The 13904-nt window shown below is 68.3% G+C and carries 16 protein-coding genes and 1 tRNA gene; 9 read left to right on the plus strand and 8 right to left on the minus strand.

Going from position 1 to position 13904, the window contains the following annotated elements; genetic code table 11:
• From HY703_04135 to HY703_04175, 9 genes are all read left to right on the plus strand, one after another.
• Window positions 1-836, plus strand: an 836-nt coding sequence (locus HY703_04135; GenBank protein ID MBI4544365.1) for an Hsp70 family protein, incomplete at its 5' end; no start/stop codon positions are given.
• A 15-nt stretch (window positions 837-851) separates the two neighbouring features.
• A complete protein-coding gene (locus HY703_04140) occupies window positions 852-1058 on the plus strand; it encodes a trypsin-like peptidase domain-containing protein (protein ID MBI4544366.1) in 207 nt (68 codons plus the stop codon).
• A complete protein-coding gene (locus HY703_04145) occupies window positions 967-1278 on the plus strand; it encodes a PDZ domain-containing protein (GenBank protein ID MBI4544367.1) in 312 nt (103 codons plus the stop codon). The genes HY703_04140 and HY703_04145 overlap by 92 nt, the downstream gene beginning before the upstream one ends.
• A gap of 228 nt (window positions 1279-1506) precedes the next feature.
• Window positions 1507-1590, plus strand: a tRNA-Leu gene (locus HY703_04150).
• Between the two features lie 29 nt (window positions 1591-1619).
• Window positions 1620-2882 (plus strand): trigger factor, encoded by a 1263-nt coding sequence (tig, locus tag HY703_04155; protein MBI4544368.1) that lies wholly within the window; start codon window positions 1620-1622, stop codon window positions 2880-2882.
• Between the two features lie 23 nt (window positions 2883-2905).
• Window positions 2906-3526, plus strand: a complete 621-nt coding sequence (clpP, locus tag HY703_04160; protein MBI4544369.1) for an ATP-dependent Clp endopeptidase proteolytic subunit ClpP — start codon at window positions 2906-2908, stop codon at window positions 3524-3526.
• A 65-nt stretch (window positions 3527-3591) separates the two neighbouring features.
• Window positions 3592-4839 carry an ATP-dependent Clp protease ATP-binding subunit ClpX gene (gene clpX, locus HY703_04165; protein MBI4544370.1) on the plus strand — a complete coding sequence of 416 codons (1248 nt, stop codon included), beginning with the start codon at window positions 3592-3594 and terminating at the stop codon, window positions 4837-4839.
• Window positions 4840-4864: 25 nt separating this feature from the next.
• A complete protein-coding gene (locus HY703_04170; protein ID MBI4544371.1) occupies window positions 4865-5497 on the plus strand; it encodes a YihA family ribosome biogenesis GTP-binding protein in 633 nt (210 codons plus the stop codon).
• Window positions 5494-6186: a hypothetical protein gene (locus tag HY703_04175; GenBank protein MBI4544372.1), complete on the plus strand. Its 693-nt coding sequence runs from the start codon at window positions 5494-5496 to the stop codon at window positions 6184-6186. The genes HY703_04170 and HY703_04175 overlap by 4 nt, the downstream gene beginning before the upstream one ends.
• 51 nt (window positions 6187-6237) lie before the next feature.
• Here HY703_04175 and HY703_04180 read toward each other — a convergent pair whose 3' ends face one another.
• The 8 genes from HY703_04180 to HY703_04215 form a co-directional block, all read right to left on the minus strand.
• Window positions 6238-7830, minus strand: coding sequence for a sigma-54-dependent Fis family transcriptional regulator (locus tag HY703_04180; GenBank protein ID MBI4544373.1), 1593 nt, complete (start codon window positions 7828-7830; stop codon window positions 6238-6240).
• A gap of 13 nt (window positions 7831-7843) precedes the next feature.
• Complete coding sequence (locus tag HY703_04185; protein MBI4544374.1) at window positions 7844-8326, minus strand: MogA/MoaB family molybdenum cofactor biosynthesis protein; 483 nt, start codon at window positions 8324-8326, stop codon at window positions 7844-7846.
• A gap of 97 nt (window positions 8327-8423) precedes the next feature.
• On the minus strand, window positions 8424-9536 hold the full coding sequence (gene gcvT / locus HY703_04190) for a glycine cleavage system aminomethyltransferase GcvT (GenBank protein MBI4544375.1): 1113 nt from the start codon (window positions 9534-9536) through the stop codon (window positions 8424-8426).
• 17 nt (window positions 9537-9553) lie between these two features.
• Window positions 9554-10462 (minus strand): ornithine carbamoyltransferase, encoded by a 909-nt coding sequence (gene argF / locus HY703_04195; GenBank protein MBI4544376.1) that lies wholly within the window; start codon window positions 10460-10462, stop codon window positions 9554-9556.
• Between the two features lie 101 nt (window positions 10463-10563).
• Entirely contained in the window at window positions 10564-12060 is a 1497-nt protein-coding gene (gene hslU / locus HY703_04200) for an ATP-dependent protease ATPase subunit HslU (GenBank protein MBI4544377.1), read from the minus strand.
• Window positions 12061-12113: 53 nt separating this feature from the next.
• Window positions 12114-12653: an ATP-dependent protease subunit HslV gene (gene hslV, locus HY703_04205; protein ID MBI4544378.1), complete on the minus strand. Its 540-nt coding sequence runs from the start codon at window positions 12651-12653 to the stop codon at window positions 12114-12116.
• A 65-nt stretch (window positions 12654-12718) separates the two neighbouring features.
• Complete coding sequence (locus tag HY703_04210; GenBank protein ID MBI4544379.1) at window positions 12719-13630, minus strand: tyrosine recombinase XerC; 912 nt, start codon at window positions 13628-13630, stop codon at window positions 12719-12721.
• Between the two features lie 15 nt (window positions 13631-13645).
• Window positions 13646-13888: a hypothetical protein gene (locus tag HY703_04215; GenBank protein ID MBI4544380.1), complete on the minus strand. Its 243-nt coding sequence runs from the start codon at window positions 13886-13888 to the stop codon at window positions 13646-13648.
• Window positions 13889-13904 lie beyond the last annotated feature (16 nt).

Consider the following 13904-nt stretch of genomic DNA (forward strand, 5'->3'; position numbering starts at 1 on the left):
CCGCGATCCAGGGCGGCGTGCTCGCGGGCGAAGTGAAGGATGTGCTGCTGCTGGACGTGACGCCGCTCTCGCTCGGCATCGAGACGCTGGGCGGCATCATGACTCCGCTGATCACGCGCAACACGACGATCCCGACCAAGAAGGCCGAGGTCTTCTCGACGGCGGAGGACAACCAGACCACGGTCGAGATCCACGTGCTCCAGGGCGAGCGGCCCATGGCCATCGACAACAAGACGATCGGCCGGTTCCAGCTCACGGGCATCCCGCCGGCGCCGCGCGGCGTGCCGCAGATCGAGGTGACGTTCGATATCGACGCGAACGGGATCCTGCACGCGACGGCGAAGGACCGTGCGACGGGGAAGGAGCAGAAGATCCGCATCGAGGCCTCGAGCGGGCTCTCGGAGAACGAGATCGAGCGGATGGTGAAGGACGCCGACTCCCATGCGGAGGAGGACCGACGTCGGCGGGAGAGCGTCGAAGCGCGCAACCAGCTCGACGCCCTGATCTACCAGGTCGAGAAGGACCTGAAGGAGTGGGGCGACAAGCTGCCGGCTGACACCCGCGCCACCGTCGATGGCGCACTCGAGCGCGGCAAGAAGGCGCTCAAACAGGATGACACCGAGGAGGTAAAGCGCGCGCGCGACGCGCTGATGCAGGCGTTCAGCGCGGCCGGCCAGCAGGTCTATCAGGCGCAGGCGGCGCAGCAGCCGGCCGGGGCGGCCCCAGAGGGCGCCGCTGCCGGCGCCGCTGCCGGCCCGGAGGAGCGCAGCGGCGCCCGCGATAAGGAGGAGGAGGTCGTCGAGGCAGACTACGAGATCGTGGAAGAGGAGAAGTAGCTTCCCCGCAGTCACGTGGTCCAGGCAGCGGACCGGATCCGAGTGACGTTGCTGGACAAGCGCAGCTACGACGCGCGGGTGGTCGGTCGCGATCCCACGACGGATGTAGCGGTCCTAAAGATTGCGGCGCATGGGCTCCCCAGCGTTCGGTTCGGCGATTCCGAGCAGTCTCGAGGTTGCCGAGCTCTCGCCCAGGCTGGCGCGTCAATTCGGGCTGGCTAAGGCTGGCGGTGTCATCGTCGTTCGCGTCGATCCCCTCGGGCCGGCCTACCGCAAGAACGTGGAACCCGGCGACCGACTCCTGGCCCTGAACCGGCGCGAGGTCCGATCCGCCCGGGAAGCACATTCCCTGCTCCGGCGGGTCCGATCAGGAGAAGTAGTTTCGCTGCTCTTCGAGACGCCGGACGGCCGCAGCCAGATCGCCAACCTGCGCCTACCCTAGGCCGGACCGCGCTTCTCACACCTGCAGTCACGTATTCGCCGCGGCAAGCTCCTTTCCTCAGCCCTTCCGCGGAGGCTGCCCTGAGCAGGGTCGAAGGGGCTCAGGGCAAGCTCCGTCGACGGGCGCTCCGCAGGCGCTTCGTTGGGGCTCACCAGGGCGGCAGCGGCAAGAGCGGCGCGCAGAATCCGTTGATCTGCACTTCCGCCGTGGTTAGATTCCCCAGGCACCGCGAAAGTGGCGGAATCTGGTAGACGCGCGAGACTTAGGATCTCGTGGGCTCTGCCCGTGGGGGTTCGAGTCCCCCCTTTCGCATGAGGTTTTCGGGACATTCCGGGTAGGGCATGGCCGCCAAGTCATCCGAGCTGAGCATTGCCGTCGACAAGCCGCGCACCTGGGCGCGGCGGCTCACGATCACTGTGCCAGGCGAGCGGGTGGAGCGTGAGCGCCAGCAGGCGGCGCAGCGGCTGGCGCAGCGCATCAAGCTGCCCGGATTCCGCAAGGGGAAGGTCCCCACGCACGTTCTGGAGCGGAAGTATGGCGCGGCGCTCGAGCACGAAGCGCTGGAGCGGGTGCTGGATGCGACGTACCGGGAAGCGCTGGCACGCGAGGGGCTGCAGCCGATCACGCAGGCCGCGCTCGACAACGTCGATTACCACGCGGGCTCGGACCTGAGTTTCCAGGTCGAGTTCGAGATCCGGCCCGAGATCGCGCTGCAGCGGCTGGGCGGGTTCCGCGTGAAGCGCGAGCGGGCGCCGGTCAGCGAAGCGGACGTGGAGATCGTGCTGGAGCGCCTGCGCCGGGATCAGGCGGTGTGGCGGCCGCTCGACGAGGAGGCGCCGCAGTCGGGCGACCTGGTGGGCTTCGAGGTTGCGTCCACGGGCGCCGCTACCGGCGGTACTGTGGCGAAGCCACGGCCCTATCAGACAGTGCTGGGGGAGGGGCGCGTACTGCCGGAGATCGAAGCGGCCGTGAGCAGCTTGCGGCCGGGAGAAGCCGGCGAGTTCACGCTGCCGGCCGCGCAGGCCGGCGGCGCGGAAGCGCAGGGCGCGGCGCGGCCCGTCCGCATCCGCCTCATCGAGGCGAAGCGGCCGGAGCTGCCGCCGCTGGATGACGAGTTGGCGCGCAGCGTGGGCGAGTTCGATACGGTCGCTGCGCTGCGGGAGCATATCCGACTCGAGCTGGAGCGCGAGGCGGACGCGGAAGCGGAGCGCGGCGTGCGGCGTCATTTGATCGAGCATATCCTGGAGGCGAATCCGGTCGAGGTGCCGAACATGATGGTCGATCAGTACCTCAAGCGGATCATTCGCCCGCGGGAGGGGGCAGATCCGGAGCGGGTCGCCGAGATGCATCAGGTGGCCCGTCCGGGCGCCGAGCACGCGCTCAAGCGGATGCTGGTGATCGAGCGCGTCGCCGAGCAGCAGGCGCTCCGTCCCGGAGCAGAGGAGGTTGAGGCCCGGGTGGAGGAGCTGGCGCGGCGAGGCGGGCGCCCGGCGGCCGAGGTCAAGGTGCAGCTCCGAAAGACGGGGCAGCTTGCGGCGCTCGAGGAGGAGCTGTTGGAAGATAAGGTATTCGAGTTTCTGAAGGCGCAATCTACCATCGAATGAAGGACGGCGGGATTCGGGGGAACATGGCCATCTACCCACCTTACGTGATCGAGCGCACGAGTCGCGGCGAGCGCAGCTACGACATCTTCAGTCGGCTGCTCATGGACCGCATCGTCTTCCTGGGCTCGCCCGTGGACGAGAACGTGGCCAACATCATCATCGCGCAACTGCTCTTCCTCGAGGCGGAGGACCCGGATAAGGACATTTACCTCTACATCAACTCGCCCGGCGGCGCGGTTTACGCCGGGCTGGCCATTTACGATACTATGCAGTACCTGAAGGCGCCGGTGGCCACCATGTGCATGGGGATCGCGGCGTCCATGGGCGCGCTGCTGCTGGCGGCGGGGGCACAGGGGAAGCGGAACGCGCTGCCCAACTCGCGGATCATGATCCACCAGCCGTCCGGCGGAAGTCAGGGTACGGCGTCGGACATCGAGATCCAGGCCAAGGAAATTCTGTACGCGCGCGAGCGGATCAACCAGATCCTGGCGGAGCACACCGGCCAGTCGGTCGAACGCGTCGCGGAGGACGTGGATCGGGACCGCTTCATGAGCCCGCTCGAGGCCGTGGATTACGGGCTGATCGACCACGTGGTCTCACACAAGGGCCAGGTGGTCGAGGTAGGCAAGCATCAGGAGAAGTAACGGCTCGAGCGGCTGCGACGACGCGCCGCCCGGGCCTCGCCCTCCCTCGTAGCCAGACGCGTGCCATGCCTAGTGAAAAGCACTTGCGCTGCTCCTTTTGCGGCAAGTCGAAGGACTCGGTGAAGAAGTTCATTTCCGGCCCTTCGGTCTACATCTGCAACGAGTGCGTCTCGCTGTGTAACGAGATCCTTGCCGAAGAAGAGGAGCGTGAAGCGGCGGAGGCGGTGCCCCGCATTCCTACGCCGCGCGAGATCAAGGATGTCCTCGATCAGTACGTGGTCGGCCAGGAGAACGCGAAGAAGGCTCTGGCCGTTGCAGTCTACAACCACTACAAGCGGGTGAACCACCAGGGTGTGCTGGACGAGGTCGAGATCGACAAGTCCAACATCCTGCTGATCGGGCCGACGGGGGTGGGAAAGACGCTCCTTGCCCAGACGCTGGCGCGGGTGCTCGAGGTGCCCTTCACCATTGCCGATGCGACCACGCTGACCGAGGCCGGTTACGTGGGCGAGGACGTCGAGAACATTCTGGTGCGGCTGCTGCAGGCGAGCGACTTCAACATCGCCGAGTGCGAGCGCGGCATTGTCTACATTGACGAGATCGACAAGATCGCGCGCAAGTCGGAGAACCCGAGCATCACGCGAGATGTTTCCGGTGAGGGTGTGCAACAAGCACTGCTCAAGATTCTGGAGGGCACGATCGCTTCCGTCCCGCCGCAGGGTGGGCGCAAGCACCCGCAACAGGAGTACATCCAGGTCAACACCCGCAACATCCTCTTCATCTGCGGCGGCGCGTTTGACGGTCTGGAGAAGATCATCGAGGCGCGGACGGGTCAGCGCCGCATCGGTTTCAACGACGGCAGTGGCAGCGCCGAGCCGCGGCCGGGGAACATGCAGAATCCCTTCCGCGGCGTCGAGCCCGAGGACCTGTTGCGCTTCGGGCTGATCCCCGAGCTGGTGGGCCGACTGCCCGTGCTGGTTACGCTGGAATCGCTGGACGAGGACGCGCTGTGCCGGATCCTGCAGGAGCCGAAGAACGCACTGGTCAAGCAGTACGAGAAGATGTTCGACCTGGAGGGGATCCATCTGACCTTCGATTCCGAGGCGATCTCCGCCATCTCGCGTTCGGCGCTGGATCGCGGCACGGGCGCCCGCGGTCTGCGCGCGGTGCTCGAGGAGCTGATGCGCGACATCATGTTTGACATCCCGTCCCGCGACGATGTCCGCGAGGTGGTCATCACGGCCGAGTGCGTGACGGAAAGCATCCCGCCGCTGCTCGTGCTGCACCCCGAGTCGAGGAAGAAAGAAGCGTGACGCCAGGCGCCGCGCTGCCCGCCGGGTGAAGATCCAGTCCGTCGAGTTTGCCGGGGCACTGTCGCGGCCGGCGGGCGAGCGGCCGGGCGGCGGGCTGGTCGAAATTGCGTTCTCCGGGCGCTCGAACGTCGGCAAATCCAGCCTCATCAACCGGCTGCTGGGGCGGACCCGGGCGCGAGTCGCGCGGGTGTCGAAGGCGCCGGGGCGCACGCAGCAGATCCACTTCTACCGGGTCCGGGCCACCGCGGCCAGCGGCGGGGAATTGCGCTTCTTCCTGGTGGACCTGCCGGGATACGGCTATGCCCGGGTCCCGGCCGCGCTGCGGCGAAGTTGGCGCCCGCTGCTCGAAAGTTACCTCTCCGGCAGCCCGGCGCTGCGGGGAGTGGTGCAACTGCTGGACGCGCGGCACGAGCCGACGGCGGAGGACCGGCAGATGGTCGAGTACCTGGCCTCGGCGGGGAAACCGCTGCTGTTCGCCCTGACCAAGGTGGACAAGTTGTCGTGGTCGGCCCGCAAGCAGCGGATCGCCCGCATTGTCCGGGAGCTGGCCCTCGACGAGGAGCAGGTCATTCCCTTCTCCGCCGTGACCGGCGAGGGGCGCGACGCGTTGCTCGACAGCCTGGAACAGTTGCTGAGGGAAGGGGGAGTGGCGACGTGAAGCGCACCTGCGTCCTGCTGGCCGGCGCCCTGGCCGCCTGCGGTTCGGCTGGCGGCAGTGGCGGCGGCGCGGCCGGTCGCCCGGATGCCATGGGCGCGCCCCACATCGAGACGGTGGACACGGCCCGCCTGCGTGCCGACACAGCAGCGACGCTAGCCGGTGCGGGCACGCCGCAGCGGACGCGGCCGCTGGTGCCGCCGGGGTACGGCACCCTGCGCCAGGACGAGGTGACCGTGGCGCTGCGGAGCGGGGCGCTCCTGATAAAGGTGACGCCGCTCAGCGAGTCCGTCATCCGGCTGCTGGCGCCGGACACCTACAATCGGCTGCACGCACTGGCGGAGAGTCGGCGCGAGGAGGCCCGCCGGCTGGCCGGCGCGCCGGATAGCGAGCTCTTTCTGGTCTCCTTCTTCAGCTACCAGCCGGATGTCACCTATCAGCCCGAGGACGTCCAGCTTTCGCACCAGGGCCGGCTGCTGCACCCGCTGGCCGTGCTGCCCCTCACGCCAGGTTGGGGGCGGCAGCGGCTCCAGCAGCAGGAGCAGCAGACGGCGCTCTACGCCTTCAGCACCGACATCGATCTCGAGCTGCCGCTGCTCGTGCGCTACGGCCTCGAGGAAACGGACGAGTGGACGCGGATCATCCGGCGGCTGGAGACCGAACGGGCGAAGGTGCAGGCGCGGGCGGGTTGAGGGCTAGCGCACCGGGGATGACATGCCCGCTCAACCCTCTCATGCCCCCGCCTAAAAGGGGATCCCGTACTCCTTGATCTTGCGGTAGAGCGTCCGCTCGCCGATCCCCAGCAGCTCCGCCGCCTTGCGGCGGTTGCCGCGCACGTCGCGCAGGGCGAGGGTGATGGCCTCGCGCTCCAGCTCCTGCATGGTCATACCGCGCCGGTAGACGACAGCACCCTCCTCCTCCGCTCCTTCCCCCGCGCTCTCCACGGTCTCTGCCGGCAGCTCCGCATCCTGGATGAGCGGGGAGCCGACGAGGCTGCCGGTGAGATATGGGTACGGGTAAGGGAGCTGCACGGGTCCGGGTAGTTCCGGGTGCGCCCGGCGGTACTGATCGAAGTCGCGGCGCAGGTCCTCGAGATCGACGCGCAACTGGAGCAGCGTGCGGAACACGAATTCGAGTTGCGGCGCGGTGTCATCGCCATCGAGGCGCACGCGCGGCGCGAGCGGGACGGGCAGCACGGTCCGGGACGGTGCGGCCGCCGCGCTGCGCACGGCCGGCGGGATGTCCTCGGGGCGGATGACCCGGCCGGGCGCGAGGACGACCATGGACTCGACCAGATTGCGCAGCTCGCGCACGTTGCCGGGCCAGGGGTACTCGAGCAGGACGGCCAGCGCTTCGGGCGAGAGCACGATTTCCGGGCGCCCGTGCTCGCGGCTGGTCTGATGGATGAACGTCTCGATCAGCAGCGGAATGTCCTCGCGCCGCTGGCGCAGCGGCGGCAGCTCGATGTGCAGGACATTCAGCCGGTAATACAGGTCGCGGCGGAACGTACCGAGCTCGACCAGGGTGCGCAGGTCCTGGTTGGTCGCCGCAATGAAGCGTACATCGACCTGAAGGGGCTGTTCGCCGCCGACGAGCATGAACTCGCGCGATTCGAGAACGCGCAGCAGCTTGCTTTGCGTGGCGGGCGGCATCTCCCCGATCTCGTCCAGGAAGAGCGTGCCCTTGTTGGCCAGCTCGAACAGACCTTTGCGCTGCGCGACCGCGCCCGTGAAAGCTCCCTTCTCGTGACCGAACAGCTCCGACTCGAGGAGCGTCTCGGTCAGGGCAGCAACATTGGCAGGAATGAACGGTCGGTGCCGGCGCGATGACAGATCATGAATGCCGCGCGCCACCAGCTCCTTGCCCGTGCCGCTCTCCCCGGTGACGAGCACGGTCGAGTGGACGGGCGCGATCTGGACCACGCGCTCGAGCGCCTCACGCACTGCTTCGGTCTCGCCCACGATCCCGGTGAGCGCCTGGAGTCGACGCCGCTCGATGACGCGGCGGGCGACGAGTGCGACATCCTCGAGTTCGATCGGCTTGGCAAAGCATTCCGACAGGCCGAGCCGGCGGCGGTTCTCGGCGAGCCCATGACCGGGCGGATCGGCCAGCCCGATCACCGGGAGACGGTCCAGTTCGATGGCCTCGCGAACCAGGCGGCGCGCGCGCTTCTCCTCGAGTCCGCCCGTCAGGATCAACAGGACGGGATTCTCGACGCCGCGAATGCGCTCCGTGGCCGTGAGCAGTTCGACGGCGTAGCCGTCCCGCTCGAAGATGTCGCGCAGTCCAATGGCAGGTCCCAGGTCGTGCGTGGTGATGACGACCGTATCCGGCATACCCCCTGTACTCCTAGTGTCGCTCGGTATCCACGCCGCGCAGCAGTTGAACGGCATGCTCGAGAATGCGGCCGAGCACCTCGAGCCCGTCCCTCACGCCGCTCGGGCTGCCGGGTAGGTTCACGATCAAGGTAGAACCCCGCAGGCCGGCCACGCCGCGGGACAGCCAGGCAAACGGAGTAGCGCCCGCGCCCTCCCGCCGGATCGCCTCGGCGAGGCCGGGCGCCTCCCGCTCGAGCACGACGCGCGTACCCTCCGGCGTCACGTCCCGCGCCGTAAAGCCGGTCCCGCCCGTGGTCAGGATGACATCGGCCGCGCCGGCATCCGCCCAGGCGAGGAGCGCCGCAGAGATCTGACCGGCATCGTCGGGGACCACGCGCCGGGCCGCGAGCACGTAGCCACGCTCCCGGGCCCAGGCCGCAATGGCCTCGCCGCTCCGATCATCCCGCGTCCCGCGGACAACACTGTCCGAAACCGTGAGAATGGCGCAGCGGATGGGCTCCACGCTGTTTCCTACCCCGGTCCGGCGCGGTAGAGCCGCGGCCAGAGGCGAATGCGGGACGGGGCCGAGCGCATCAGCCGTCCCCAGCGTCTTACCGGCGCAGCGAGCCGTCCTGGTAGAAGGGCGGGCGCACAACCTCGGCGGGCACCGCGTGGTCACGGATCACGACCTCGACGGGCGTCCCGGCCGTGGCCGCCTCGAGGGGCAGGTAGCCGAGCCCAATGCCCCGATTCAGTGTCGGACTCAGGATTCCGCTCGTCACCTCGCCCGCCGGCTCGCCGCGAAAGCGCAGCTCGTAGGCATGGCGCGGAAAGCCCCGCTCCTGCAGCACGAAGCCGACCAGCCGCTGGCGCACACCTTCAGACTTCTGGCGGAGCAGGGCCGTGCGCCCCAGGAAATCCGCGGGCTTGTCCAGCTTGACCACCCACCCCAGGCCGGCTTCGAGCGGGGTGTGGTTCTCGTCCAGGTCATTGCCGTAGAGGATGTAGCCCATCTCGAGGCGCAGCGAATCACGCGCGCCGAGTCCGGCGGGCAGGAGTCCGTCGTCGGCGCCCGCCTCGAGCAACTGATTCCACAACGCGGGGGCCAGCCCCGCTTCGACGTAGATCTCGAAGCCATCCTCGCCCGTGTAGCCGGTGCGGCTGAGGCGGGTGGGCCGGCCCCCGACCTGGGCTTCCTGGAAATGGTAGTAGGCGAGAGCCGACACGTCTGCCGAGGCCAGTCGGCGCAGGATCCGCTCGGCCGCCGGGCCCTGCAATGCGAGCAACGCGAGGTCATCGGAGCGGTCGATGACGCGGACGCCGAAGCGGCCGGCAAACCTGGTCAGCCATTCTCGATCCCTGTCCCGCCCGGAGGCGTTGACCACGATCATGAAGTGGTCGTCATGGCGGTAGACCAGACAGTCGTCCAGTGCGCCGCCGTCTTCCTGGCACAGGACCGAGTACTGTGCCTGCCCGGCGGCGAGGCGGGAGGCATCATTGGTGGTAACGTACTGCACGAAGCCGAGCGGGTCGTTGCCGCGGATCTCGAGCTCGCCCATATGGGACACGTCGAAGAGCCCGGCCTTCTCGCGCACGGCCCGGTGCTCGGCCAGGATGCCGGGCCCGTATTGCAGTGGCATCTCGTAACCGGCAAAGGGCACCATCCTGGCGCCCAGGCGACGATGCTGGTCGTAGAGCGGCGTGCGCCTCAGCTCCTCCGCCATGATCCTCCTCCCCTCCTCTAAGCGCCCATAAGTCGCACGAGCAGTGCCTTCTGGACGTGCAGTCGGTTCTCCGCCTCATGGAACACGCGGGACTGCGCCCCCTCGATCACCTCTTCCGTCACCTCCTCGCCGCGGTGCGCGGGGAGGCAGTGCAGGAAGATGGCGCGCGGGTCGGCGATCCGCAGGAGCTCGGCATCCACGCAGAATTCGCGAAACGCGCGCTGGCGCGCCTCGACTTCCGCTTCCTGGCCCATGGATGCCCAGACATCGGTATTCACGACTTCGGCTCCCTCGACCGCTTCGCGCGGGTCGTGAGTCAGATGCACATTGGCGGCGCCGCGCGCTCGCTCGAAAATCCCGCGGTCCGGCTCGTAACCGGGCGGGCAGGCCAGGCGCAGTTCGAGGCCGAAGCGGTAAGCTGCGTTGAGCCAGGAATTGGCCATGTTGTTGCCGTCGCCCACCCACGCCACCTTGCGGCCGGTGAGGTCCGGGCCGAAGGCATCCTGCACGGTCATTACATCGGCCAGCACCTGGCAGGGGTGAAGCAGGTCGGTGAGCCCGTTGATGACCGGCACATCCGCGTAATGCGCCAACTCCTGCACGTCGCGGTGATCGAAGGTGCGGATCAGGATGCCATCAACGTAGCGGGCGAGGACGCGGGCCGTGTCGCGGAGCGGCTCGCCCCGCCCGATCTGAATGTCGCGGGACGAGAGGAACAGTGCGTGGCCGCCGAGCTGGTAGGTGCCAACCTCGAAGGAGACGCGCGTGCGCGTCGAGCTCTTCTCGAAGATCATGGCCAGGCTCTTCCCGGCCAGCGGCTGGCCGCGGTACTCGCCGCGGCGGAGCCGGCGCGCCAGCTCGAGCAGCTCGTACAGCTCGTCGGCGGAAAAGTCGGGGATCTCGAGAAAGTCTCGCTTCTCGCGCATAGGCTCCCGAGGTGGCGCAACGCCTGAAACGGGGCGGGAAACTACCCCACCCGGCAGAGAGGGGGCAAGTCTTGCACCAGCGCCGGGGCGGAGCGGGAGTGCTACAGGATGTAGCGCCGCAGGTCCTCGTCCTCGACAATGCCGCGCAGGCGTTGCTGCACACTGGCCGCGTCGATCCGGATGCGTTCGGTGGACCCGGCAGGCAGGTCGAAGAGGATGTCCTCGAGCAGCGTGGTGAGCACGGTGTGCAGGCGCCGGGCGCCGATGTTTTCCATGCGCTCGTTGACCTCCCCCGCAAGGCGCGCGATCTCGCGGATGCCGTCCTCCGTGAACTCGAGCGAGACACCCTCCGTGCCGATCAGCGCTTCGTACTGCCGGAGCAACGCATTCTTCGGCTCCCGCAGGATGCGGACGAAGTCCCCCTCCGAGAGAGGGCTGAGCTCGACGCGGATCGGGAAGCGCCCCTGCAGCTCGGGGATCAGGTCACTGGGCTTTGAGACGTGGAACGCGCCCGCTGCGATGAAGAGGATATGCTCGGTGCGGACCGCGCCGTATTTCGTCTGGACGGTGCTCCCCTCGACGACGGGCAGCAAGTCCCGCTGCACCCCTTCCCGGCTCACGTCCGGCCCCACGCCACCGCGCGCGCCCGCGATCTTGTCGATCTCGTCGAGGAAGATGATGCCCATGTCCTCGGTCCGCTCGAGCGCCTCATTCACCACCTCATCCATGTCCACGAGCTTGTCCAGCTCGTCCTGCAGCAGGATACGGCGCGCGTCCGCCACGGCTACGGTGCGGCGCTTCTTCCGCTTGGGCAGCATGTCCTGGAGCATCTCGGCAAAGTTGAAGTCCATGCTCTCGAAGCCGCCCATGGGCACCATCATGTTCTCGATAGGCGGCGCGTGCTGGACTTCCACCTCGACCATGCGCTCCTCCAGCTTACCATCCTGAAGCAGGCCGCGCAGCTTTTCGCGCGTACGCTCCCGCCGCGCGCGAACCCGGTCGCGCTCTGCTTCACGCGCCGCCGGCGCCGGCTGCGGCTCCGCCTCATCTTCCGGCGAGACGACCAGGTTCACGCCGCTGGCGCCGGCGTGGGAGGGCTGCTGGGCGGCCGGCGCGCCGCCATCCAATGCGGCTGGCACGGGCGGCAGGAGCAGATCCAGCAGCCGCTCCTCGGCCCGCTGCTGGGCCATTGCTTCGACCTCGGCCTCGCGCTCGTCCCGCACCATGTTCACGGCGACATCGACCAGATCTCGCACCATGGACTCGACGTCGCGGCCCACGTAGCCGACTTCCGTGAACTTCGCGGCTTCGACCTTCACGAACGGGGCGCCCGCCAGCCGCGCGAGACGCCGCGCGATTTCCGTCTTCCCCACGCCGGTGGGACCGATCATGATGATGTTGTTGGGCATGATCTCGTCGCGCAGCTCCTCCTCCACCCGCTGGCGGCGCCAGCGGTTGCGCAGCGCAATGGCCACCGCCTTTTTGGCCGGCTCCTGCCCCACAATGTATTTGTCCAGCTCGGCGACGATCTCGCGCGGCGTCAGTTCATCGAGCCAGGCGGGTTCGGCTGGCGCTTCGAGCTCGGGCGCGACGTCCATTTCTTCTCTCACTGCTTTGGCCATCAACCTTCTCCTCCCCGGCTACGGGAGAGTTACTCCTCCAGCTCCAGCACCGTGATGTGCTGGTTGGTGTAGATGCAGATCTCGCCGGCGATTTCCAGGGCGCGCCGCACCATCTCAGCTGCGGGCAAGCCCGAGTACTGCTTGAGTGCCCGGGCCGCGGCCAGCGCGAAGCCACCGCCGCTGCCGATGGCGGCGATCTCGTCATCCGGCTCGATCACATTGCCATCCCCGCTGATCACGAACAGGTGCTGCTTGTCCGCCACTGCGAGCAGCGCCTCGAGGCGGCGGAGGTAGCGGTCCGTACGCCAATCCTTGGCCAGCTCGACGCAGGCGCGGGGCAGGTTCCCCGGGTGGCGCTCCAGCTTTTCCTCGAATTTTGCGAAGAGCGTGAACGCGTCCGCTACGGACCCGGCGAATCCGGCCAGGACGCGACCTTCCTTGAGTTTGCGCACCTTCTGTGCAGTGCGCTTCACCACCGTGTCGCCGAACGTGACCTGCCCGTCGCCGCCCAGAGCGACCCGGCCGTCGTGCCGCACGGCGACAATCGTCGTGCCATGGAACTGCTGCATCCCGCCTCCTGTCCCAGCCGGTGTACCCCGAAGGGGTGGCCGATTTCCCTCCACGCCATCCCCGCCTACGCGCGCGGGTGCGCCGCGTCATAGACTCGCTTGAGCCGCTCCTTCGAGGTGTGCGTGTAGATGCGGGTGGTGGAAAGGGACGCGTGCCCGAGCAGCTCCTTCACCGCCATGAGGTCGGCTCCCGCATCCAGCAGGTGGGTGGCGAAGGAGTGGCGCAGCGAGTGAGTCGAGAGGCCGGCGTCTCGGGCGATGCGAGCCAGGAAGTTGTGCACGATGTGCTGGAGCTGGCGGGCCGAAAGCCGGCGGCCGCGCTCGGAGAGGAACAGGGCCTGGCGATCGGCAGCAGGGTGCGCGGCCAGGATCTCGGCGCGACGGAGCTCGTAATGGCGCAGCGCTCGGACGGCCGCCCGCCCCAGGGGCACGATCCGCTCCTTCCGCCCCTTGCCCCGCACCTTGACCTGGTCCGCAACCAGGTCTGCGTCCGCAACGTCCAGGGCGCGCAGCTCGGCGAGCCGGATCCCTGCGGCGTAGAAGGTCTCCAGGACGGCCAGATCCCGGATGGCGCGGAAGCTGCCAGCGGCGGCGCGCGTCTCCGCCAGCTCGAAAAGCCGCTCGACCTCCGGTTTGCTGAGCCAGCCGGGCAGGCGGCGGTCCAGCTTGGGCGAGCGCAGCGCGCGGGCCGGGTTCGCGGGCAGCCGCTCTTCGCGGTGCAGGAAGCGGAAAAAGCTGCGCACGGCGGAGAGCCTGCGGGCAATGGTGCGCCGGGCCAGCCCCTGGCGTGTCAGCCGCGCGAGGTAGGAGCGCAGCGCCAGCCGATCCACGCCGCCCCAGTCCCAGCCCCCGGCACCGTAGTAGCTCTGGAGAAAGTTGGTGAAGTCGACCAGGTCCCGGCGGTAGGCCGAGAGCGTGTGCGGGCTGAGCTGCCGCTCGTCAGCCAGGTGGCGCAGGAAGTTTTCGAGCTCGTTCAACGTGGTTGCGCGGCCTCAGTGAGCAGAGCTGGCCGGGGCAGAGGATCCCTCGACTTCGCGCGGGATGACACGATCCTGGAGCGTGGTCCCAACTTCCGGCTGGACCTCCGCGGCCGGCAGGACCGCGGGCGCGATGTCGTGCTCCTCCATCCACTGGCGGAAGGATGTGGCTGCCCGCTCGGCCAGCCGCTGGCGACGCTGCTGCTTGTCCCGGACCCGCACGGCGAGTGGCTCGAGCAGTCCGAAGTTCGAGTTCATGGGTTGGAACGCCCGC

Source organism: Gemmatimonadota bacterium (assembly GCA_016209965.1).
GTDB lineage: Bacteria > Gemmatimonadota > Gemmatimonadetes > Longimicrobiales > RSA9 > JACQVE01.